This window comes from Streptacidiphilus alkalitolerans, from assembly GCF_042511045.1.
Classification (GTDB): Bacteria; Actinomycetota; Actinomycetes; order Streptomycetales; family Streptomycetaceae; genus Streptacidiphilus; species Streptacidiphilus alkalitolerans.
The window spans coordinates 123,829-146,533 of record NZ_JBHEZX010000017.1; the positions used below are offsets into that span (position 1 = coordinate 123,829).

Here is a 22,705-nt window from a genome sequence, read left to right on the forward strand (position 1 = left end):
GGTGCGGGCAGCTGACAGTGGGTCAGAAACCGCCGTACGCCTGGATCTCGTAGATGCTGCCGCCGTTGTAGCTGGAGCCGGTGACGGTCAGCCGCAGATAGCGGGCCGACACCGGGGCCGCGGCGACGGAGTAGTTGGTCTGTGCGGTGGTGGCCGTAGCGGTGTGGTCGTCGAGGGTGGACCAGCCGACCCCGTCGCTGGAGTACTCCAGCAGGTACTGGTAGCCGCTGGGCTTCTCGAAGGTGGTGACCACGCTGGAGACCTGGGTGACCTTGCCCAGGTCGACCTGGATCCAGGACGGGTCGGGCAGCCCGAGCCCCTGGGCCCAACGGGTGGACAGATCTCCGTCCACGGCCAGGTCGGGGGTGTTGGGAGTGGAGTAGGAGGAGACGGTGACCGGGGCCTTCAACGCGAGGTCGACGGTGGCGGGCATGGTGACGGTGGCGGCCGGGCTGGGGGCGGACTCGTTGAGCGCCGCGTCGCGGGCCACCACCGTGAAGGTGTAGGGGGTCTGCGCGCTCAGGCCGGTGACGCGGTAGGCGGTCGCGTCGGTGACGGCGATCCGCTGGCCGTCCTGGTAGACCTCGTAGGTGGTCACACCCACGTTGTCGGTGGCGGCCGGCCAGCTCAGGTCGGCCTGGCCGGGCAGCACCGGGGTCACCGTCGGCTGCCCGGGGGCGGCCGGCGGAGTGGTGTCGGTGCTGGGCGGCAGCGCGGTGCCGTAGGCCTGGAGCTCGTAGATGCTGCCGCCGTTGCCGTTCGAGCCGGTGACGGTCAGCCGCAGGTAGCGGCCGTCGACGGTGGAGGAGGCGGTGTCGTACTGGGCCGCTTCGGTGGTGGCCGCGCCGGTGTGGTCCTCCAGGGTGGTCCAGTGGACTTCGTCCGGCGAGACCTCGATCCGGTACTTGTAGCCGTTGGACTTCTCAAAGGTGGTGATCACCCCGGCGACGTCGTACTGGGCGCCCAGGTCGACCTGGATCCAGGACGGGTCGGGCAGCCCGAGCCCCTGGGCCCAGCGGGTGGACAGGTCCCCGTCCACCGCGAGCCCGGGAGGGTTGGAGTAGGAGGAGGCGGTGACCGGCTTGCCGAGGGCCAGGTCGCTGCCGGACGGCGTGGTCACGGTCAGCGGCGCGCTGGGCCGGGACTCGTTGCCGGCCGCGTCCCGCGCGGTCACGGTGAAGGTGTACCTGGTCGCCGCGGTCAGGCCGGACAACCGGACGCCGGTACCGGCGGAGGCGCTGACGAGCTTGCCGTCGCGGTAGACGGAGTAGCCGGTGACGCCGGTGCCGTCGGTGGCGGCGGGCCAGCTGAGGTCGGCCACGGTCGGGAAGGCGGTCACGGCGGAGGGCTTGCCGGGTGCCGTCGGTGCGGTGTGGTCGGTGCTGACCGGATCCGGGTCCAGGTGCCGGTAGGCGGGCTGGAGGCCGGCGTTGTCCACGATCGAGGCGGGCAACTGGTTGCAGGCGGACAGCGTGGTGTTACCGGTCAGCGTGTCGTTGATGCTGTTGGCCTGGGTGTTGAAGGCCGACTGGGTGGTGAAGTTGTCCGTGGCCTTGATGTCCATGCCGTGGTTCAGGAAGAGCCACTGGAAGGCCACGTCGCACAGCGCGTTCCCGGTGGTGGTCCAGTAGCGGCTGCCCTCGTCCTGGTAGATGGCGCCGTACGCGGGGGCGGGGATGCCGTGGATGTAGTTGCCCGAGACCACGCCGCCCGGGTCGGAGCTGAGGGTGTAGATCGCCCCGCCGTCCGCCTGGGACTTCATGATGTCGCTGATATCGTTGTCGCTGACCACGTTGTCCCTGCTGGTGGTCGGCGTGGTGTAGATCGGGACGCCGCTGTTGCCGGGGTAGTTGGTATCGCCGCCCTGGTCGGTAAGACCCCAGCCCCAGCCCACCGAGATCCCGCTGTAGGGCAGGTCGTACACCTTGTTGTGGGTGACCACGGTGTGGTCGGTGTAGCCGACCAGGATGCCGACCGACCCGCGGTACTGGTCGGCCACACCGGTGACGACATTGTTGTCGACCGTGTTGTCCTTGGTGATCGACCGTTTGTCGCTGGGATGGTGGTCGATGACGTCGGTGCCGCCGACCTGGATCCCGGTGGCCGCGACCTCCTTGAAGACGTTGCCGGTGACGTCGGTGCCCTGGGTGCCGGTGTTGAGGTTCAACCCGACCGCACCGAGGTGGGTGAAGGTGTTGCCGGTGAAGGACACCCCGTGCCCGTAGCTCACATTGACCGCGCCGGGTGTCTTCACCCAGTTCAGCCGGGTGGAGTCGAAGTCGGGGTTGTTGTCGCCGACGATGCGGAAGCCCGCCTGGCCCTCGACCATTCCGTCGGACGAACTGGGCGCCAGCCAGGTGGAGTAGGAGAAGGTGATGCCCTGGAAGCCGACGTTGCTGACCGGGTGGCCCAGGGTGCCGTTCAGGTCCACCAGGTCCTGCACCCGGGGCACGGTCACCGTCGCGGTGGCGAGGTTCTGGCCGGCCTTGGGCATGTAGTAGAGGTCGCCGGCACTCTTGTCGAGGTACCACTCCCCCGGGGTGTCCAGCAGCTCACGGGCGTTCTCCAGCCAGGTCGGGTTCTGGATCTCCTCGCCCTGGTGCAGATTGGCGTTGTGGAAGCAGGGCTGCTGCATCGTCATGGTCGTGCCGACGATGGACTGGACCGGGCAGCGGTAGAGCATCCAGCCCCAGGCGCTGACCACCTCCAGGTCCGACTGGTTCTTCCAACTGTCCATGCTGGTGTCGGTGATGGTGTAACCGGTGGCGGTCTTGGTGAAGCCCGGCGGGTTGTCGGCGCTCTTGGCGCGGGTCTCCAACTCGCCGTTGACATACAGCTGGCGCGTGTCGATGTCGCCGACATGCGCCTTGTAGACGTTGTGCGCCGGATCGGCCAGGGTCCAGCCGGTGACCGCGGAACCGCCGCTGACCACCGGGGCGGCCCCGGGCGCGGCCCGGTAGACGATGCTGTGGCCGTTGCTGCCGGAATCCGCGCTGGTCAGCGCGAACGTGCTGGTCAGCTGGTAGGTCCCGGTCTCCAGCTCGACCTGGATGTCCCGCTTCATGTTCTTGTCGATGGTGCGTACGTAGTCCCTGGCCTCGACCAGGGTCCGGAACGGGTGCGCCCTGGTGCCGGCCCCGTGGTCGTAACCGGTGGTCGGGGAGACATAGACGCTGACCGGTGAGGCGGCGGCGGGGGCCCGGGACGGGCTGTGCGCCAGGGCCGTACCGCTCGGTGCGGCCAGCATCGCCAGCGATATGCCGGCGACAACGGTGGTTCTCCGCGTCAGCGCGCGAAAAAGGGCAGGAAATTTCGTCACTGAAATTCCAATCGACTGCCGGGGTGGGCGGACAGGCGTGATACGTGCGACAGAGAGGAAGAGCGCTCCGCTACGAGGCGGACGTCTCCTGGCTCGCCGGCTGCGTGGACGGGGCGGCAGCCGTCGGCCTGTTGGTCAGGCTGAACACACGGTCACGGATCCTGCGTTCGAACTGGTGCTGGGTGGTGTCGATATGGGTGGTCATCATGGCCGCGGCCGATTCCGGGTCGCCCGCAGCGATGGCCGCGGTGATGGCGATGTGCTGGTTGGCCGCGACCTCCAGCGAACCGGGCACGTCCCCGTGGAACAGCAGCACGTCCGACTGCGACAACAGCCGTCGGATATTGGCCACTCCCGACCGCAGGAAGAGGTTGTGCGCGGCGATACCGATGCATTCGTGGAACAGGGCGTCGACCCGGGCGAACTCCACTGCGTCGACCGCTCTTCCGGCGGCCAGCGAGAGTTCGGCGCTCTCCCGCATCGCACGGACCTCGATCGGGGTGGCGAGGGTCGCGGCACGCCGCGCCGTCTCCGCCTCGATCAGCCGCCGGAAGTCCAGCAGCATCAGCACATGCTCCATGCTGGTGGGCTGGAAGTGCGCCAACTGGTCGTCGGCCAGGGCCCCCGGTGAGGCGGCGACAAAGATCCCGGCGCCCTTGCGGACGCTGAGCCTGCCGATCGCCGCCAGGACCTTGACCGCCTCCCGGGTGACATTGCGGGTCGCTCCGAGGATCTGAGCGAGCCCCTGCTCGGTCGGCAACCGGTCCCCCGGCATCAGGTTCTGTTCGGCGATATAGCCCAACAGTTGCTCCGCGACCACCTCGTACCCCGGACGGTAACGGTCCGACTCATCGTCCGCCTCGCCCGGCCCGGTCTTCGCTGTCCCTGACACCAGATGACCCCTGCCCTGAATGAACCAGATCTATTTTCGCCGCCACTATGGCACCGGTAGATCCGGAAGGGAAGCTTCCCGGCGAATTTTGCTCGTCGGGACATCAAACTCGCCACTCAAAGCCGACAAATCATCCCATGAGGCACGGGACACCCCGGCTCGGCACTCCGTATAGATCCGATTCTTCCCCTGCCTTGGCAAGCAAGCCCGGATAGATCTGACCTATCGCCAGGGAACGCCCAGTCCTGGTTGAGCGTTGAACAAGTGTCGGCCAGGTCTCCCCCGTCCTGGCCGACACCTCTTTGCGAGCCTCCATGTGAGCCAGGCCACGGGAACCGCACCCCCGCACCGCGACAGATACCCGGTGACCCACCAGTGCGGCCCACGGCCCCCACCGCCCCAAGGAGCACCGTCCATGCCTCAGCGCCTTCAGCACCTGCACCACCTCCAGCACCTCCGCCTGGCCATCACCGCGCAGCGGCTGCCGCTGCAGACCGGTGGCCTGGTCATCGCCGCCCTGGCCGTGGCCGTGGTGGTCGTGGTGCTGATCCTCCGAGGCCGCCGCCGCTGAGCCGGCCCGCCGAGCCCCGGGCGCTGCTGTCAAATTTCAGTGTTCGCGCAATTCCCAAATCTCCACAGTCTGTTTTTTACGGGTCTTCGTTTACATCTTGTGACAGCACCTCAGGGCTGGTTTAGTGGTGCGCGCCGTGAAGTGACGGGTTGTTGTGTCCTGGGGTGTGACCTGAACCTGCCATCTCTGGCTTCCCCCATGTCACTCAGGAAGGTCGTACCTCGTGACCGACCACCGTTCCATACACGCGCTGCGGAAGGACAGGAAGGTCCAGGCCGGGGCGACTGCCGCGGCCCTGGCCCTGGCCGGGCTCGGGCTGCTGGTCGCGGCTCCCGCGCACGGTTCCACCACCACCGCAGGCACCGCCCCGGTCGGGCTGACCCAGGTCGCCGCCGCGGCGGCCAATGCCTCCGGGGCGGTCCTCCCCGGAATGACCGAGTACGAGGCCGAGGGTGCGCAGTCGACCACCAACGGCAAGCTGATCGGCCCCGACTACACCCAGGGCGACCTGGCCACCGAGGCCTCCGGTCGGCAGGCGGTGCAGCTCACCGGGCAGGGCCAGTACCTGCAGTTCAAACTGACCGCCGCGGCCAACGCCGTGGACCTGCACTACGCCGTGCCGCAGGGCGCCTCGGGCAAGCTGTCCGTCTACGTCAACGGGACCAAGCTGAGCACCGAGCTGTCGCTCACCTCGGCCTACAGCTACATCAGCACCGGCGGCATCGCCGGCAGCAAGACCCACAAGTTCTACGACGACGTCCGGCTGAAGCTGCCCTCCGAGGCGGCCGTGGGATCGACCGTCAAGTTCCAGGTCGACTCCGGCGACACCGCCCTGCCCTACACCCTCGACGTCGCCGACTTCTTCGACGTCGCCGCCCCCGCCGCCCAGCCCGCCGGCTCCATCTCGGTGGTCAGCGACGGCGCGGACGCCAGCGGCGGCGGCGACTCCACCAACGCCTTCCGCACCGCCATCGCCGCGGCTGCCGCGGCCAATGTGCCGGTGTGGATCCCGCAGGGCACCTTCAGGATCACCTCGGCGCTGCAGGTCAACAAGGCCACCATCGTCGGCGCCGGCAGCTGGTACTCGCAGCTGGCGACCAATGAGTTCATCAACAACACCTCCGCGGTCTCCGGCCCGGTCAACCTCAGCGGCTTCGCGATCCTCGGCTCCACTGTCGGCCGCCACGACGACAGCACCGCCAACGCGATCAACGGCTCGCTGGGCAGCGGCTCGACGGTCAACGGGCTGTGGATCCAGGACACCAACGTCGGCTTCTGGCTGCAGTACGGCAACAGCGGCATCACCGTGGAGAACAGCGTCGTGCTCTCCACCGACGCGGACGGCCTGAACTTCAACGGCAACGCGACCAACAGCACCGTGAAGAACAACTTCCTGCGCAACACCGGCGACGACGGCCTGGCCCTGTGGTCCATGCCCGCCCCCGACACCGGGATCACCCTCAGCGGCAACACCATCGTCCAGCCCTCGCTGGCCAACGGCATCGCGGTCTACGGCGGCTCCAACAACACCGTGACCGGCAACACCATCGCCGACACCAATGCGCTGGGCAGCGGGATCGCCATCTCCAACCAGGCGTTCCTCTCCCCGTTCACCCCGTTGTCCGGAACCATCACGGTGTCCAACAACACCCTGCTCAGGACCGGTGCGCTCAACCCCAACTGGGGCCACGCGATGGGCGCGATCCGCTTCGACTCCTACAACTCGGCCTTCAGCAACACCACCGTCAACCTCAGCGGCAACGCGATCGACGACAGCCCCTACGCGGCCTTCGAGATCGTCTCCGGCGGCGGCTCCGGCTACGCGGTGAACGGACTGAACTTCACCAACAACACCGTCAACTGGACCGGCACCACCGTGTTCCAGGCCGAGACCACCGGCTCCGCCTCGGTCGGCGGACTGACCGCCGCCAACGTCAAGGTGGCCGGCAGCTACAACTACGGCTACCCGAACAACACCGCGGGCACCTTCGCCATCAACCAGGGCAGCGGCAACTCCGGTTGGAGCAGCACCCCGGTGCTGACCTCCTTCCCGTCGCCGAGCGCGCTCCCGCCGACGGGCCCCGGCCCCGGCACCCCCACCACCGCCCCGCCGACCACGGCACCGCCCACCACGCAGCCGCCGGCCGGCACCGACCTGGCGCTGCACGCGGCCGTGACCGACACCGGCCACACCCAGAACTACACGGCCGGCAACACCGTCGACGGCGACGCCAACAGCTACTGGGAGAGCACCGACAACGCCTTCCCACAGAGCCTGACCGTCGACCTCGGCGCCACCCGCACAGTGGGCCGACTGGTGCTGAAGCTGCCCCCGGCCAGCAGCTGGGCCACCCGGACCGAGACCCTGTCGGTCCTGGGCAGCACCGACAATTCCAGCTACACCACCCTGTCCGGCTCCGCGGGGCGCACCTTCAACCCCGCCACCGGCAACGCGGTGACGATCACCCTGCCGTCCGGCACCAGCGCCCGCTACCTGCGGCTGACCTTCACCGGCAACACCGGTTGGCCGGCCGGCCAGCTGTCCGAGCTGGAGGCCTACGCCTCCTGACCGGCCCGCACGAGTAGGCCGAGCGAGCGAACTCCGGTACCGCCTGTCGTCCGGCCGGGTATGCCTCAGGGCGTACCCGGCACGGCCGACAGAGGGAACTGATGGTTTTCCACAACGGGGGCGGACGACCGCGCCCCACGCTGCTCCGCCGTTGGGGCCTGACCGCTGCCCTCCTGGTCCTGGCACTGCTGGCCTACTGCGTCCATGACGCCGTGTCACTGCCGGGCAAGGACGGGGCGAGCGCCAAGCTGGCGCGCTGGAGCCGGTGCCACTACCTGGGTTATGTCGCGGACGTGGTCGACGGCCACCCGCGCACCGCCCCCTCCGGCGACTGCAGCGCGAGCGACGCCCTGACCCAGGCTCAGCCGCTCGCCGCCGCCAAGCCCAAGCCGCGGCCCACCCCCACGGTCACGCCGGTGCCGCTGCACGCCCGGGTCCGCCCCCTGGTCTCCCCCGCGCGGCCCGGCGAAGGGGTCTTCACCCCGCTGAGCCTGGTCAAGGGCCAGCCGGTGATCCAGAGTGCGACCATGCGCCCGGATCCCTACGACACCGACTTCCCGGTCGGCGTGGTCTGGATGCGCAACAAGGCGCTCACCTTCCAGCTGCACCCGGGCGCCGAGGAACCGGGCGGCAGCTGGGCGGTGCCGTCCACCATCCCGGCCGGGCGGCGCACCGGCCTGCTGGCCGCCTACAACGGCGGCTTCAAGCTCTCCAACGGCGACTCCCACGGCGGTTTCTACCTCAACGGGCGGACCGCGGTGCCGCTGCGCAGCGGCGCCGCCTCGGAGGTGTTCCACCGCGACGGCTCGCTCTCGGTCGGCGTCTGGAACCAGGACGTGGCGATGGCCCCGGACGTGGTCGGGGTGCGTCAGTGCCTGGTGCCGCTGGTCTCCCACGGCGCGGTGACCGACGCGGTCCGCTACGGCGGCACGGACGTCTGGGGCCTGACCGACGGCGGCAACGCCTCGGTGCCGCGCTCCGGGGTGGGTATCGACCGGCACGGCGACATCGTCTACGTCGGCGGCCGGGAGCTCACCGTGCAGTCGCTGGCCACCGTGCTGCAGCGGGCCGGGGCGGTGACCGCGATGATGCTGGACATCAATCTGAGCTGGCCCTCTTTCATCTCCTACGACGGGAAGCGGCAGCCGCGCGACCCGGTGCCGCACAACCTGGTCAACTTCGTCCGCGACGCCACCCGCTACTACGACGAGTCCAGCCGGGACTTCGTCGCGGTGTACGCGCGCCGCTGAGCCGGCCGCGGAGCGTATTCCGCGGCCGGCCCGGCGCCCACCCTCGGTTCAGGCGGGCAGGTTCCACTGCTGGTTGGCGCCGTCGCTGCAGGTCCAGATCTGCAGCCGGGTGCCGTTGGCGGAGCTGGGTCCGGTGGCGTCCAGGCACTTGCCGGACTGCGGGTTGACCAGTTCGCCGTTGGCCTGGTGCTGCCAGACCTGGGATCCGGTGCCGTTGCAGGCGTAGAGCTGGACCTTGGAGCCGTTGGCGGTGCCGGCCGCGGTGACGTCCATGCACTTGCCCAGTGCCTGCAGCGTGCTGTTGCTCTCCACCGTCCAGCTCTGCGCGCCGGTGCCGTTGCAGGTGTAGAGCTGCACCGCGGTGCCGTTGGCGCTGCTGGCTCCGGCCAGGTCCACGCACTTGCCGCCGTAGCCGGTGATCTGGCCGACGCCCCCGGTGGGCGGCGGCGGGGAGGTGGGCGGCGGGGAGGTGGTGCCGCCCGAGCCGAGCCAGCTGCCGGCCGCCGAGGCCCCGGCGGAGTCGATGGCCGAGTTGTTCTCCACCGGACTGGGGACATGGCCGGGGAAGACGATGAAGGTGACCGGGCCCTCGGTGCCTCCGGTGGCCGGGTCGGGGTCGATGCCCAGCGCCACCGCCAGCGAGTAGGAGCCCTCGCCGATGATGTCGTCGGGGCCCTCGTCCGCGAAGACGGCGTAGACCAGCTTGTTGTTGTAGATCACCGCGGCCACGCTGCCGGGGGTGATGCCCGCGCTCTGGTAGTTGAAGCGGGAGCTGGGCAGCGGGATCACGTAGTAGTGGGTGACGTCCGAGGTGAAGAACTGGCCGGTCGAGGTCTGGAACGAGGTCTCGTCGAAGTACGTCGGGTCGGTGGAGTTGCTGCAGTGCGAGGTGGTGATCCCGTCGCAGTCGATGTCCATGTCCGAGGTCCAGAAGTACGCCGACCCCTTCTTGCAGATGGGGATGGTCGCCGCCGCGCCCTCGTCGGTGGCGTAGTCGCCGTTGGAGGCCGGGGTACAGGTCTGGGTCTGCGCCAGCAGTTGCGCGGCAGTGGGACTGGTCGCGGCCGGAGCGACCGCGGCGGTCGAATCGGGCACGGCGAACGTCACAGTGGCGACAAGTGTTGCCACCGCGACCGCCGCGGTGGCCAGGGCAACTCGTAAGCGTTGCATGGCATGCCTTCCTCTGGGGTGACCGGAGTCAACCTGTGGTCATGACACTCCGTCAAGACAAGAGGCAGGAAACCTTCCTAACAATTTTTAAGACGCACGCCCTCTCCAGCCCTGAGCTGCGCGTTCATATAGTTGAACGAGAGAACGCTCTCAGCCACTTCGAGGGACCTTCCGACTTCACTTCTTGAAGTCGGGTATCAATATCGTTCTCAGGAACGATGAATACGCGCGCTTGTCCGAAGCAAACCTTCGGTTCACGAGACACTACTCACGGAGGTGGTTTCCTTGGCATCTGTTCCCCTGCTCGCCGTTCGTGGGATCTCCAGACGCTTCGGCGCCGTACAGGCGCTGCGCGACGTCGATCTCGAAATCAACGAGGGCGAGGTCGTCGCGCTGGTCGGGGACAACGGTGCCGGCAAGTCCACCCTGGTCAAGGCCATCGCCGGAGTGTCCCCTCCGGACAGCGGGGCGATCGAGTGGGAGGGCAGGCCGGTCGACCTGCACAACCCGCTGCAGACCCAGCACCTGGGCATCGCCACCGTGCACCAGGACCTGTCGCTCTGCGACAACCTGGACACCGTCAGCAATCTCTTCATCGGCCGGGAACTGCGCAAGTTCGGCTTCTTCCTCGACGAGGTCGAGATGGAGCGGCGCTGCCGCCGACTGCTGAGCGACCTGTCCGCCCGGATCCCCAGCGTGCGGATCCCGGTCGGGACGCTCTCCGGCGGCCAGCGCCAGGCCGTGGCCATCGCCCGCGCCCTGATCGGCAGCCCCCGGGTGGTGGTACTGGACGAGCCCACCGCCGCCCTCGGCGTCGAACAGACCGCCCTGGTGCTCAGGCTGATCACCCGGCTCCGCGACCAGGGGCTCGGCGTGCTCCTGGTCAGCCACGACCTGGACAGCGTGCGCGCGGTCGCGGACCGGGTGGAGGTGCTCCGGCTGGGCCGCAACAGCGGTTCCTTCGACACCAAGTACGCCACCCAGGAACAGATCATCTCGGCCGTCACCGACAACCACGCCATGGCGGTGACCCTGCAGCAGAGCCTGCTGCCGCGCGGACTGCCCGCCCAGGAAGCCGTGGACGTGGCCTACCGCTACCTGCCCGCCCAGGGCGCGGTGGGCGGCGACTGGTTCGACGTCATCCCGCTGCCCGGCACCCGGGTCGCGCTGGTGGTCGGGGACATCGTCGGCCACGGCATGCACGCCGCCGCCACCATGGGCCGGCTGCGCACCGCGGTGCACAACTTCTCCATGCTGGACCTGCCCCCCGACGACCTGCTGGCGCACCTGGACGAACTGGTCGCCCGGATCGACAAGGACGAGGCGGGCCCCAACGGCGAGGCCTCGATCACCGGCGCCACCTGCCTCTACGCGATCTACGACCCGGTGTCGCGCTGCTGCGACCTGGCCCGGGCCGGGCACCTGCCGCCCGCGCTGGTGCACCCCGACGGCACGGTGGAGTACCTGGACCTCCCGGCCGGACCGCCGCTGGGCCTCGGCGGCCTGCCCTTCGAGACGGTCCATCTGAAACTGGCCGAGGGCAGCCAACTGGTGCTCTACACCGACGGGCTGGTCGAGGACCGGAACCGGGACATCGACGTCGGCCTGGACCTGCTGCGCACCTCGCTGTCCGACATCGGCCGCTCGCCGCAGGAGACCTGCGACGCGGTGCTGGACGCGCTGCTGCCCGCCGTCCCCAAGGACGACATCGCCCTGCTCGTCGCGCGCACCCGGGCCCTGCCCGCGGACCGGATCGCCGAGTGGGAGGTGCCGTTCGACCCCGCCGCGGTGGCCGGCGCGCGGGCCGCCGCCAGCCGCCAACTGGCCCAGTGGGGGCTGGAGGAGATGGCCTTCACCACCGAGCTGATCCTCAGTGAGCTGGTCACCAACGCCATCCGCCACGCCACCGGACCGATCCAGGTCCGGCTGCTGCGCGAGCGCAACCTGATCTGCGAGGTGTCGGACACCAGCAGCACCTCCCCCCATCTGCGCTACGCGGCGACGATGGACGAGGGCGGGCGCGGACTGTTCCTGGTCGCCCGGCTCTCCGAGCACTGGGGCACCCGGTACACCCCCACCCACAAGATCATTTGGGCGGAGCAGCCGCTGCCGGCGGATAGTGAATGAGCGGCGCGAACAGCACCTTTGCCGTATTCACTCCCCCGCCGTTCAGATCGTGGTCGATCTGTTCGGACAGCCGCTTGTTCCCGACCAGGATCGTGGGCCGCGACGGCAGCCCGTGGACCAGCAGCCGCAATTGCTCCAGCGACTGCCGGTACCTGGGCCCGCTGATATAGCTGCTGCCCATGTCCACCTTGCACAGCGCCCCGAATTCCGTCATCATCCCATTCCTCCGGAGCAGAGCCTGGGCCAGGTAGGCGGTCTGCCAGTTGAGGCTGCCGGAGCCCCGGTAGAGGGTGATGACCGGCGCGGTGGACCTGGCCATGTCCCTAGCCATGAACGTGCGGGTGCCCTCGGCGAGCTGGTTCCCCTGGCGCTCGGTCGACCAGGAGACCAGCGAGCTGAGCCGCCACTGGGCCGAGGTCCTGCCGACGGAGGGGATGCCCCACTGGAAGCCCGCGAAGAGGCTCAGCGCCGCCGCGCCCACGCCGACCGCGAGCAGCGGCTCCTGCAGTCTGCGCGGCAGCGGCGCGCTCCGGCCCCGGCGGGCCAGCGGGCGCAGCAGCCCGCCGACCGACCCCAGGGACGTCAGGAAGACGACGAAGGCCGCCAGCGCCAGCTTCTCGAAGTAGTAGGAGACCGTGCCGCTGCGGTGGATCTGCCAGGCCGCGAACACCCCCAGTACCGCCACCGTGCCCACCGCGGCCACCAGGACCAGGACCTGCGTCGCGGTCGGCCGGCTCAGGGAGACCAGCGAGGAGAGGATCACCGCGAGGCCGAGGCCGATCACGGTGGCCCGGTCGAAGTGGATCACCATCCCGTTGGCGACCGACTGCTGGCCGACGTCGAAGTGGGAGAACACGCTGATGGCGCTGGGCAGGAGGGCGACGGCACCCGCCGCGGCCAGCCAGACCAGCAGCGCGACCCGGTGCCCGCGCTGCCTGCGGCGGAACAGCAGCAGCCCGGCCGCGATCGGCAGGGCCACGAAGACCACGTAGATGTTGTAGCTGTAGGCGACGGTGACCAACCCGGCCGCGGCCACCAGCGCGTACTCGGTCTGCCCCATCGCCGGGCGCAGCAGCAGCGCCACCGACACCGCCACGAAGGCCAGCCCGACGATCTCGGAGTCGAACCCCTCCCGCAGCAGCTCCGGCAGCGGCTCGGCCAGGACCAGGCAGGCGGAGACCGCGCAGACCGCCCCGGTGCGCCAGCCGGCCAGCCGCGGGCCCGCCACCCAGCGGGTGGCCCACACCACGCAGACGCACAGCAGCACGAACGCCAGCAGCACATAGGTGAAGTAGCGCGACAGGGACTGCGGGGTGCTCAGCGGGACAGTGCTCGAACGGACGAAGACGTCCACCCAGGCGAACAGGAAGTGCGAGCCCTGCGGATACACCCCGGCGGCGTTGCCGATCGTGGAGACCTGGCCGGCCGCCTGGTGCAGGAAGAGGTAGCCGCCGATCCGGCCGATCGACTCGAAGATCGCGAAGTGGGAGAACCGGTCCCCCACCATCATCATGCCGTCGCCGAGCCGGCCGGTGACCCCGCGGTGGACGAAGTGCCAGACGACCAGGCCGGTCCCGGCGATGATGCCGTCCGACCAGCGCAGCCGCAGCGCGAAGCGCGGTCTGCGGTCGCCGTACCAGCCGGCCAGGGCGATCACCGAGAGCAGCACCCCGCCCGCGGGCAGCGGATCCAGTCGCCAGGGCCACACCGAGGCGACCAGCCCGAAGGCCATCAGCGCACCGGACAGCAGCAGCCCGGAGACCATCAGCCGGTCCACCAGGCCGCCGCCGACCCGCACCAGGGAGCCGATCGCCAGCAGCGCCACGACCAGGGTCAGCACCTGCAGGTGCAGCGCCCCGAGCATCAGCGGGAGCAGCCAGCAGAGCGCCAGGGCGGACACCAGGACCTTGGGGCTGCGCCCGCCGAGGCCCGGGGGCCGCCGGAGGGCGGCCGGACCCTGGAGCGGCCCGTGGACCGGGCCCTCGGCCAGTGGCCGCACAGCCACGGCGTACGTCCGGCCTCCGTTGCGTTCCTGGCCCGTCACTTCCGCTCCCCCGCACCCGAAGAATCCTCGGCAGTCACCGTCGAATTCACACCCGTATTGTCTATTTCTCACACAAGCGGCTCCGCCCCGCGGCAGAACAGGGCAAGTATCCAGAGGCGAAAGCCCCGGAGGGGGACTCCCGCATGAATACCAGGGGTCGGCCGGAAGAAGTTCGGACAACAGGAAACCGGATCCGCCCAGTTCCGCACACGACCTGTACCGATGTCCAGTAAATCATTCTGCCGACGATGCGCATCCGGACGCCGACGCATTAGCCCGAATGAATTGGCGAGCCGGCCGGACGGGCGGCGGGCCCGGGGTGGAGGCGGAGGGACGGTGTGCATCCCGTCACGCATATGCCATTCGCACGTTCATTCGTGGCAGACTGCAACTACACTGGCTGCCAACCACGTTGGGCGCACACCATGGGCGATCTCACACTTCTCGGCGTCGCGGTCGTCGACGTCCGGAGGAGTTCGCACGTCCTCCTCGCGGGAGAGCTCGACCACTACAGCGCGGGGCCGCTCAGAGCCGCCATCAGCAGCATTCTGGCCGGCGACCGGCGGCTGCGCCGCATCGAGCTGGACGCCGCGCTGCTGAGCTTCTGCGACGCCGCCGGCCTCGACGCCCTGCTGGGCGCGCAGCGGCAGGCCGCCGCCCGAGGCGTCACCCTCCGGCTCGTCCGCACCTCCGCTCCGCTGCGCCGCCTCCTGAAACTCACCGGCCTCACCGAGGTCCTCACCGCGGACGGCGACCCGGACCCGGCGCCGTCCCCGTTCCACGGCCCCCTCTACGGCTTCCCCCCACCGCCGGCAACGACGGAGGCCGTCTGACCCGGGGTCATGGGCGGGTGGCTGAATGCCCGTAGGGGCCTGGCACGTGGTGTGCCGGGCCCCTACGGGGTGGTTCGCCCAGGTTCTCCCCTGTCCGGTGCCTGGGCGCCGCGGGGTGGTGTGGGGGGCTTCTAGTACCAGCTGTTGGCCTGCCAGAAGGCCCAGGCCTGGTTGGGGCTGCCGTAGGTGGTGTTCATGTAGTCCAGCGCCCAGCGGATCTGGGTGGCGGCGTCGGTCTGCCAGTCGGCGCCGGCGGAGGCCATCTTGTCGCCGGGCAGGGCCTGCGGCAGGCCGTAGGCGCCGGAGGACGGGTTGGTCGCGGTCACGTCCCAGCCGGACTCGTGCGAGATGATCTCGTCGAAGGACGCCAGCTGGTCGGCCGGCACGATCTGCGCCGCGATCGACTGCGCGTCACCCGAGTACGAGGTGCTGGACGAGTCGCTGCTCGCGGCGGAGTCGTCCGAGACCGAACCGGTGCTCGCGCCGGAGTCGGTGGACGCGGCGGCGCTGGAGGAGTCGCTGCTGGTGCTGGAGCCGTTGGCGGCGTTGTAGGCCTGCTCGGCCAGGGACTCGGCGCGGGAGTTGAGCTGGGACGTCTGGGCGGCGGCGACCGCGCTGGTCGGGGTGTCGGCGTGGGCGGCGGTGGTGAACGCGCCCAGCGAGGCCAGACCGGCGGTGGCCGCGATCAGAGCGGCGGAGGCACGAAGACGGGGGGAGAAGCTACGCATGGAAGAAATACCTCAATCGGTTGGCGTGTGCCTCCGACGCGGAAGGGACGGCGCCCGGACAGGGGGCGCGGTCGGCATCGGGGCAGCGGGCACTCCGCTTGCGGTGGGGGATGAACCCCAGGGTCGATCGGGCAGACCCTAGTGCCGATGGCGGTGAGCAGCGGGACAGGGGCTGCGGCACCGGTTGACTCGGTCATTTGTAGCCGCCGGTCGGCGCCTCGCCAAGGGCCCCCGCTACTACCGAACCACGTAGCAGGCGCCTCCCGACGGCCAGCAAAAACCCCTGGCCGGCACCGCACGGCTCCCGCGTCGGGGACCGGCCCGGACCGGCCGCGGATCAACTACCGGGCCTAGTCTGTGCCGAATCGGCTGTGGCGACCGTCACCAACTCCTCGGCGAATTGTCCGTTTAGTCGCTCTGCCGACCGGGCAGACCGGGCCTCGGACCGCGCCCTCGCGCCGCCTCGGTTGATCAGGACCACACCGACGATGCTGACCAGGCCGCCCAGCACCGCCGCCGGGCGCGGCGTCTCGCCGAGCCAGACATAGGCGACGACCAGCGCGACCGGCGGCACGAGATAGAGCGCGGCGGTCGCCGTGGTGACCGTGGTGCGGGCGACCGCGTACCCCCAGGTGGCGAAGCCCAGCGCGGAGGGCAGCAGGCCCAGGTAGAGGGCCGAGCCGGTGGCGGAGGCCGGCGCGGTGGCCAGGCCGTGCAGCGCGGACGGCGCCAGCGGGAGCAGCAGCAGGGTGCCGGTCCACATGGCGTAGCAGGCGACCTCGAAGCCGGTGCAGTGGTCGAGCAGCGGCTTGGTGGCGACGTGGTACACCCCCTGGACGGCCGCGGCGGCCAGCACGATCAGCGCCCCCGCCGAGGCCTGGGCCGAGCCCCCCGCCAGTGCGATCGCCGCCGCGCCCGCGATCGCGATCACGCTGCCCAGGACCGTGCTGCGGGTGAGCCGCTCGCCCAGCAGGGTGCCGGCGAGCAGCACGCTGAAGACCGGGGCCGTGGAGACCAGCAGGCTCGCCGTGCCGGCCGGGACGTGCACCTCGCCCCAGTTGAGCAGGAGCTGGTAGGCGGCCATCCCGGCCGCCCCGCAGAGCAGGATCCGCGGCAGGTCGCCGCGCCTCGGCAGCCGCACCCCCAGCAGCGGAGCCGCCAGGGCCAGCGCCAGCGAGGCGACCGCCAACCGCAGGAAGGACAGGCCCGCGACCCCGTAGCCGTCCAGGCCCACCCGGATCGCAGGGAACGCCGAGGCCCAGAGGACGACGGTCGCCGCCAGGGCCAGGAATCGCAGGGGCATCGCTCGGCTCTTCACACCTTCAGGGTTCCGCCTAGAATAGAAAAGATCCAGTTACTCTTTGTTGGCAGACCAAGAAGGAAACCTTCATGCTGGATGTTCGGCGCATCCGCCTGCTCCGCGACCTGTCCGTCCACGGCACCGTGACGGCCACCGCCGAGGCGGCGTGCCTCAGCGGACCGGCGGTCTCGCAGCAGCTGGCCGCGCTGGAGAAGGAGGCCGGGGTCCCGCTGCTGGAGAAGCAGGGCCGGGTGCTGCGGCTCACCGCCGCCGGGCGGCTGCTGGTCGAGCATGCGGAGGTCATCCTGGGCAGCCTCGCGGCGGCCGAGGCCGACCTGCTGGCGCTGCGCGCCGACGGCGGTGGCAGGAGCCTGGTGCGGATCGCCGCCTTCCCCTCCGCCGCACGGGTGCTGCTGCCGCTGCTGTGGCGCGAACTCGCCGCCGGGTCCGCCGAGGCACCGGCACCGGCCCAGGCACCGGCACCGCGCCTGCACCTCACCGAGGCCGAGCCGGACCGCGCCGTCCAGGCCCTGCGGCACGGGGACGCGGACCTCGCCGTGGTCCATGCCTACAGCCTGCTCCCGCGCGACCTGCCGCCCGGATGCGAGCAGCACCGGCTGCTGGACGACCCGGTCCTGCTGGCGGTACCGGCCGGGGCCGCCGACCGGCTGCGGCTGTCCCCCGGGCAGGCCGCCGACCTCCGGCGTCTCGCCGGGGAGGACTGGCTGCTGCCCGGCCCGGAGACCTCCTGCCACGAGCTGGCCCAACGCGCCTGCGGGGCAGCCGGGTTCGTCCCCCGCAAGGTCGCGCTGGCCAGTGACTTCTCGGTGCTGACCGCTCTGGTCGGCGCCGGGGCCGGGGTGGCGCTGGTGCCGCGGTTGGCGCTGCCGGCCGACACCACCGGGGTGAGCCTGCATCCGCTCACCGAACCGGTCACCCGCACGGTCAGCGCGCTGACCCGCACCGGTGAGGCCCGGCAACCGCAGCTGAAGCGGGTGGTCGAGCTGCTGCACACCGTCTCGGCCCGGCACCGGCACCCCGGCGAATAAAATGAAGATTCATACCAACCACCAACGCTGGAGCTGACGATGACGACCACTCACACTCCCGACCGCGAGTCCTCCGGCCGGGTCTGGCTGATCACCGGCGCCTCCTCGGGCTTCGGGCAGGCGCTGGCCGAGGTCGCGCTCGGGGCCGGCGACACCGTCGTCGCCGCGGCCCGCCGCCCGGCGCTGCTGGACGCCCTCGCCGCCGCGCACCCCGGCCGGGTGTTCCCGGTCGCCCTGGACGTCACCGACCAGGCGCAGATCGGCGCCGTGGTGGCCGAGGTGCTGCGGCAGCACGGGCGGATCGACGTCCTGGTCAACAACGCCGGGCGCGGACTGGTCGGCGCGGTCGAGGAGACCACCGAGCAGGAGTTGCGCGACCTGATGGACCTGCACTTCTTCGGCCCGGCCGCGCTCACCCGGGCGGTGCTGCCGCAGATGCGCAGCCAGGGCTCCGGCGCCGTCGTGCAGATGAGCAGCATGGGCGGCAGGTTCTCCTTCGCGGGCGTGGGCGGCTACTCGGCCACGAAGTTCGCCCTGGAGGGGCTCTCCGAGGCGCTCGCGCTGGAGGTCGCCCCGTTCGGGATCAAGGTGCTGATCGTCGAGCCCGGCTCGTTCCGCACCGGTTTCGCGGGCGGCGGGGCGCTGCAGCAGTCCGCCGCGCTGCCCGCCTACGAGGAGACGGTGGGGCCGGTCCGCGAGGTGCTGCCGAGCAGCGACGGCAAGCAGCCCGGGGACCCGGCCAAGGCCGCCGCGGCGATCCTGGCCGCGCTGGAGGCCGACCGGACGCCGCTGCGGCTCGCGCTGGGCAGTGACGCCGCGGACGCGATCCTCGCCAACTTCGAGACCTCCCGCCAGGAGGCCCTGGACTGGGAGCCGGTCAGCCGCAGCACCGACTTCGACTGAGCGACTAGCTTGCCGCACTAGCCAGTTCGGCGACGGCCCGGACCGCCAGGTCGAGTTCGGCCTCGGTGTTGACGTAGTGCGGGGACAGCCGGACCAGCGGGTGGACGCCGCGGTGCTCGGTGTCGAACTGGGTGTGCTCGGGGACGGTGGTCGTGACATTGATGTGCTGACGGCGCAGAGCCGCGGCCACGTCCTCGGCCGCCGTCCCGGCCACCTTGCAGGTGACGATGGCGCAGGGCTCCGGGCCCAGGTCGTGCACGGAGACGCCGGGCACGGCCCTGAGCCCCTCGCGCAGCCTCGCGCCGAGGGCGGAGGCCCGCTCCCCGATCCGGTCGAGCCCCAGCTCAAGGGCCTGTTCGACGGCCGCGTTCAGGCCCAGGACATTGCTGTGGCTCTTCTCCCAGGACTCGAAGCGCTGGGCGCCCGGCTTCCAGCTGAAGCCGCGCTTGCCGTCCCAGTCGGCGGACTGGATCTCGGCGACGCAGGGGTCGAGGTACTCCAGCGCCCCGGTCCGCACCCAGAGGAAGCCGGTGCCGCGCGGACCGCGCAGGAACTTGCGGCCGGTGCCGGTCAGCATGTCGCAGCCGATCTCGGCGACGTCGACCGGGAACTGGCCGACCGACTGGGTGGCGTCCAGCAGGAACGGGACGCCGGCCGCGCGGGTGATCCGGCCGATCTCGGCCGCCGGGTTGACCAGTCCCCCGCTGGTGGGGACGTGGGTGACACCGACCAGCCGGGTGCGTTCGTCGATCAGCCCGGCCAGCGCGGCGGTGTCGAGCTGTCCCGAGGCGTCGTCGGGGACCACCACCACCTCGGCGCCGGTGCGCCGGGCGACCTGGAGGTAGGCCAGCACATTGCTCCCGTACTCGGCCCGGCCGGTCAGGATCCGGTCGCCGGGGCGGAAGGAGAGTGCGTAGAAGGCGGCGTTCCAGGCCCGGGTGGAGCTGTCGAACAGCGCCACCTCGTCGGCCCGGCCGCCCAGCAGCCGGGCCAGGTTCGTATAGCCGGCCTGTACCTGTTCGGCCTGCTGCCAGGCGGCCTCGTAGCCGCCGATCGCGGCCTCGAGCTCCAGGTGGCCGGTCACGGCGGCCAGGGTCCGGCGGGAGAGCAGGCCGGCCCCGGCGTGGTTGAGGTGCACCCGGTTCGCGCATCCGGGCGTGTCCCGGCGCAGTGCCTCGATGTCCATGCGATGGGCTCCTCAGCAGCGTTGCGGGCTCGGTGACGACGTCGGACAGACCCTAGCGAAGGGCCGGCTGCTGCCGCGGGTTCTCCACCGCGGCGTGGTCCTGGCGGTTCGGCGCGCTGCCGCGGCGTTCAAGGGCGCTCGAGACCAGGGCGATGACCAGGGCGGATCCGGCCATCGCCGCGCCGACCCAGTTGGGCGCGGTGTAGCCGAGGCCGCCGGCGATGACCAGGCCGCCGAGCCAGGCGGCGAGGGCGTTGCCGAGGTTGAAGGCGCCGATGTTGACGGCCGAGGCGAGGGTGGGCGCGCCGGAGGCGTGGTCGAGCACCCGCTTCTGCAGCGGCGGCACGGTGGCGAAGCCCAGGGCGCCGATCAGCGTGATCGTCACCGCGGCGGCGACCTTGTTGTGGGCGGTGACCGTGAACAGGGCCAGCACCAGCGCCAGCCCGCCCAGCGTGGTGTAGAGCATCGGCATCAGCCTGCGGTCGGCGTAGCGTCCGCCGAGCAGGTTGCCGCCGACCATGCCGAGTCCGAAGAGCACCAGCAGCCAGGTCACCGAGCCGTCGGCGAAACCGGCGGCATGGGTCATCATCGGCGCGAGGTAGGTGACGGCCGCGAAGACCCCGCCGAAGCCGAGCACGGTCATCGCCATCGCCAGCAGCACCTGGACGTTGCGGAACGCGGCGATCTCGTGCCGCAGCCGCACCCCCTGCGGCCTGGGCAGCTCGGGGACCAGCCGGGCGATGCCCGCGAGGCCGACCAGGCCCAGTGCGGCGACCAGGAAGAAGGTGGTGCGCCAGCCCAGCGACTGGCCGATCAGCGTGCCCAGCGGGACGCCCACGACATTGGCGACGGTCAGCCCGGTGAACATCATCGCGATGGCACCGGCCTTCTTCTGCGGGGCGACCAGGTCGGCCGCGACCACCGAGCCGATGCCGAGGAACGCGCCGTGCGCCAGCGAGGCGAGGATCCGGCCCGCGAGCATCAGCCCGAAGGTCGGGGCGAGGGCGGAGAGCAGGTTCCCCGCCGTGAACAGGCCCATGAGCAGCATCAGCATGCGCTTGCGGGAGATCCTGGTGCCCAGCACGGTCATCAGCGGAGCGCCGACGACCACGCCGAGGGCGTACCCGGTGACCAGCAGGCCCGCGGTGGGGATGGACACGCCGTAGTCGGTGGCGATCTGGGGCAGCAGCCCCACCATCACGAACTCGGTGGTACCGATCCCGAAGGCCCCGATGGCCAGGGCGAGGAGCGCGAGCGGCATGGCGGGCGCCTTTCTGCTGGTGTGGTGCGAATGCCTGACGGTCCTCCACAGTACTTGCAGACGCCGACTACTTGCAAACGCGGTATATTTCGATTGTGTTCTAAAGGAGGACCAGAGATGACCCCACTGCCCCAGGGCTGGTGCGCCCTGTCGCTGCTGCACCAGCGGATCGAGACCCGGATCGAGCGGGCACTGCAGGCCGGGCACGGCCTCAGCGTGCGCGAGTACTCCCTGCTCGCCCTCCTCAGCCGGCAGCACCACGGCCCCGGCGGCCACCTGCGGATGCAGCAGGTCGCGGACGCCCTGGTGCTCAGCCAGAGCGCGACCACCCGCCTGGTCGGCCGGCTCGAGGACCGCGGCCTGCTGAACCGCTACCTCTGCGACACCGACCGGCGAGGCATCTACACCGATGTCACCGGGGCCGGGCTCACCCTGCTCGCCGCCGCCCGGCCCACCAACGACAGCGCACTGCGCTCGGCGCTGGACGACGCGGCCCAGGACCCCCGACTCGCGCCGCTGGTCACGACGGTGGAGCAACTGGACCGGGCCGCCGCCGCTACCGGGTCGTGAACCGCTCCACATAGCGCCGCTGCCACGGCGTCTCCACCGCCCGGGCGTCGTAGTACCGGCGGACGAAAGCCACCGCCCGGTCGGCCGGGACCCCGTCGATCACCGCGAGGCAGGCCAGCGCGGTCCCGGTCCGCCCCCGGCCCCCGCCGCAGGCGACCTCGACCCGCTCGCCCCCGGCCCGCTCCCATGCCTCGGCGAAGAGCTCCCCCGCCAGTCCCCGGTCGCTCGGCAGCGCGAAGTCCGGCCAGCGCAGCCAGCGGCTCTCCCACGGAGTCCCGGCCGGCCGCCGGCCCAGCAGCTGGACGGCGAAGTCGGGCACCGGCCCCGGCGGCAGCGGCCTGCGCAGCGCGCGGCCCCGCACCAGGCGCCCGGACGGCAGCCGCAGCACCCCGCGGTCGGACGGATCCCAGAGCTGCTCGGCCACGGAAGTCAGCCTAGGACTGCGCCGCCTCGGTCCGGGCACTGGCCCGGAGCCGGCGGCTGACCTCGGACAGGCCCTGGGCCAGGTGGTAGCGCTGCTCGGGGGTGAGCACGTCGATCAGCGCCTCGCGGACCGCTTCGACATGGCCGGGCGCGGCCCGCCGCAGCACGTCCATCCCGTGCTCGGTCAGCTGGGCGAAGACACCGCGGACATCACTGGGACAGGAGCGCCGGGTGACCAGCCCGGCCCGCTCCAGCTGGGTGACCTGGTAGGTCAGCCCGCTCTTCGAGGTGACCAGCAGGTCGGCCAGCTCGGTCATCCGCAGCGACCCGCCCTCGGCCGCGGAGAGCTGGACCAGCACCTCGTACTGGGTATGGGAGAGCCCCGCCTCGTCCTTGAGCTGCTGCTCCAGTCTTCGGGCGACAAGATTGCTTGCGGCCAGGAAGGCGATCCAGGCAGCGCGCTCCTGGTCGTCCAGCCATCTGGGTTCGGGGGTCATGCTGCAAGCTTAA

The 22,705-nt window shown here is 70.8% G+C and carries 18 protein-coding genes; 8 read left to right on the top strand and 10 right to left on the bottom strand.

Annotated elements, in window-relative coordinates:
- Positions 1 to 22: 22 nt before the first annotated feature.
- Positions 23 to 3,247: a discoidin domain-containing protein gene (locus ACEZDG_RS30470; RefSeq protein WP_380515716.1), complete on the bottom strand. Its 3,225-nt coding sequence runs from the start codon at positions 3,245 to 3,247 to the stop codon at positions 23 to 25.
- A gap of 142 nt (positions 3,248 to 3,389) precedes the next feature.
- The gene (locus ACEZDG_RS30475; RefSeq protein WP_380515718.1) at positions 3,390 to 4,211 is read right to left on the bottom strand and encodes a FadR/GntR family transcriptional regulator; all 822 of its coding nucleotides are present in this window, start codon (positions 4,209 to 4,211) and stop codon (positions 3,390 to 3,392) included.
- Positions 4,212 to 4,626: 415 nt separating this feature from the next.
- Between ACEZDG_RS30475 and ACEZDG_RS30480 the strand changes: the two genes are divergently transcribed.
- The 3 genes from ACEZDG_RS30480 to ACEZDG_RS30490 all read left to right on the top strand — a co-directional run bounded on the left by ACEZDG_RS30480 (position 4,627) and on the right by ACEZDG_RS30490 (position 8,601).
- Positions 4,627 to 4,782 (top strand): hypothetical protein, encoded by a 156-nt coding sequence (locus ACEZDG_RS30480; protein ID WP_380515721.1) that lies wholly within the window; start codon positions 4,627 to 4,629, stop codon positions 4,780 to 4,782.
- Between the two features lie 223 nt (positions 4,783 to 5,005).
- A complete protein-coding gene (locus ACEZDG_RS30485) occupies positions 5,006 to 7,351 on the top strand; it encodes a discoidin domain-containing protein (protein ID WP_380515724.1) in 2,346 nt (781 codons plus the stop codon).
- A 101-nt stretch (positions 7,352 to 7,452) separates the two neighbouring features.
- Positions 7,453 to 8,601, top strand: coding sequence for a phosphodiester glycosidase family protein (locus tag ACEZDG_RS30490; protein ID WP_380515727.1), 1,149 nt, complete (start codon positions 7,453 to 7,455; stop codon positions 8,599 to 8,601).
- 48 nt (positions 8,602 to 8,649) lie between these two features.
- Here ACEZDG_RS30490 and ACEZDG_RS30495 read toward each other — a convergent pair whose 3' ends face one another.
- Positions 8,650 to 9,771 (bottom strand): ricin-type beta-trefoil lectin domain protein, encoded by a 1,122-nt coding sequence (locus tag ACEZDG_RS30495; protein ID WP_380515729.1) that lies wholly within the window; start codon positions 9,769 to 9,771, stop codon positions 8,650 to 8,652.
- Between the two features lie 276 nt (positions 9,772 to 10,047).
- Here ACEZDG_RS30495 and ACEZDG_RS30500 point away from each other — a divergent pair, with 276 nt between their 5' ends.
- Positions 10,048 to 11,898 (top strand): SpoIIE family protein phosphatase, encoded by a 1,851-nt coding sequence (locus tag ACEZDG_RS30500; RefSeq protein ID WP_380515735.1) that lies wholly within the window; start codon positions 10,048 to 10,050, stop codon positions 11,896 to 11,898.
- Here ACEZDG_RS30500 and ACEZDG_RS30505 read toward each other — a convergent pair.
- On the bottom strand, positions 11,858 to 13,903 hold the full coding sequence (locus ACEZDG_RS30505; protein ID WP_380515738.1) for a hypothetical protein: 2,046 nt from the start codon (positions 13,901 to 13,903) through the stop codon (positions 11,858 to 11,860). The two genes, ACEZDG_RS30500 and ACEZDG_RS30505, sit on opposite strands and share 41 nt — an antisense overlap.
- A 464-nt stretch (positions 13,904 to 14,367) precedes the next feature.
- Between ACEZDG_RS30505 and ACEZDG_RS30510 the strand changes: the two genes are divergently transcribed.
- Positions 14,368 to 14,775 (top strand): STAS domain-containing protein, encoded by a 408-nt coding sequence (locus ACEZDG_RS30510; protein WP_380515741.1) that lies wholly within the window; start codon positions 14,368 to 14,370, stop codon positions 14,773 to 14,775.
- A 131-nt stretch (positions 14,776 to 14,906) separates the two neighbouring features.
- On the opposite strand, the gene ACEZDG_RS30515 is transcribed toward ACEZDG_RS30510, so the two are convergent.
- Both ACEZDG_RS30515 and ACEZDG_RS30520 read right to left on the bottom strand, forming a co-directional pair.
- Positions 14,907 to 15,503, bottom strand: coding sequence for an aggregation-promoting factor C-terminal-like domain-containing protein (locus ACEZDG_RS30515; protein WP_380515744.1), 597 nt, complete (start codon positions 15,501 to 15,503; stop codon positions 14,907 to 14,909).
- 337 nt (positions 15,504 to 15,840) lie between these two features.
- The gene (locus ACEZDG_RS30520; RefSeq protein WP_380515747.1) at positions 15,841 to 16,806 is read right to left on the bottom strand and encodes a DMT family transporter; all 966 of its coding nucleotides are present in this window, start codon (positions 16,804 to 16,806) and stop codon (positions 15,841 to 15,843) included.
- A gap of 86 nt (positions 16,807 to 16,892) precedes the next feature.
- On the opposite strand from ACEZDG_RS30520, the gene ACEZDG_RS30525 reads away from it, so the two are divergent.
- A complete protein-coding gene (locus tag ACEZDG_RS30525) occupies positions 16,893 to 17,852 on the top strand; it encodes a LysR family transcriptional regulator (RefSeq protein ID WP_380515750.1) in 960 nt (319 codons plus the stop codon).
- 39 nt (positions 17,853 to 17,891) lie between these two features.
- Positions 17,892 to 18,755: an oxidoreductase gene (locus ACEZDG_RS30530; protein WP_380515752.1), complete on the top strand. Its 864-nt coding sequence runs from the start codon at positions 17,892 to 17,894 to the stop codon at positions 18,753 to 18,755.
- Between the two features lie 4 nt (positions 18,756 to 18,759).
- Here the strand turns inward: ACEZDG_RS30530 and ACEZDG_RS30535 are convergent, their stop codons facing one another.
- Together ACEZDG_RS30535 and ACEZDG_RS30540 are read right to left on the bottom strand one after the other, a co-directional pair.
- Positions 18,760 to 19,941 (bottom strand): aminotransferase class V-fold PLP-dependent enzyme, encoded by a 1,182-nt coding sequence (locus ACEZDG_RS30535; protein ID WP_380515755.1) that lies wholly within the window; start codon positions 19,939 to 19,941, stop codon positions 18,760 to 18,762.
- Positions 19,942 to 19,993: 52 nt separating this feature from the next.
- A complete protein-coding gene (locus ACEZDG_RS30540; protein WP_380515758.1) occupies positions 19,994 to 21,202 on the bottom strand; it encodes an MFS transporter in 1,209 nt (402 codons plus the stop codon).
- A 117-nt stretch (positions 21,203 to 21,319) separates the two neighbouring features.
- Between ACEZDG_RS30540 and ACEZDG_RS30545 the strand changes: the two genes are divergently transcribed.
- Complete coding sequence (locus ACEZDG_RS30545) at positions 21,320 to 21,772, top strand: MarR family winged helix-turn-helix transcriptional regulator (protein WP_380515761.1); 453 nt, start codon at positions 21,320 to 21,322, stop codon at positions 21,770 to 21,772.
- Here ACEZDG_RS30545 and ACEZDG_RS30550 read toward each other — a convergent pair.
- Together ACEZDG_RS30550 and ACEZDG_RS30555 are read right to left on the bottom strand one after the other, a co-directional pair.
- Entirely contained in the window at positions 21,759 to 22,205 is a 447-nt protein-coding gene (locus ACEZDG_RS30550; protein ID WP_380515818.1) for a protein-tyrosine phosphatase family protein, read from the bottom strand. The genes ACEZDG_RS30545 and ACEZDG_RS30550 overlap by 14 nt on opposite strands.
- A gap of 1 nt (position 22,206) precedes the next feature.
- Positions 22,207 to 22,692 carry a MarR family winged helix-turn-helix transcriptional regulator gene (locus tag ACEZDG_RS30555; RefSeq protein WP_380515764.1) on the bottom strand — a complete coding sequence of 162 codons (486 nt, stop codon included), beginning with the start codon at positions 22,690 to 22,692 and terminating at the stop codon, positions 22,207 to 22,209.
- Positions 22,693 to 22,705 lie beyond the last annotated feature (13 nt).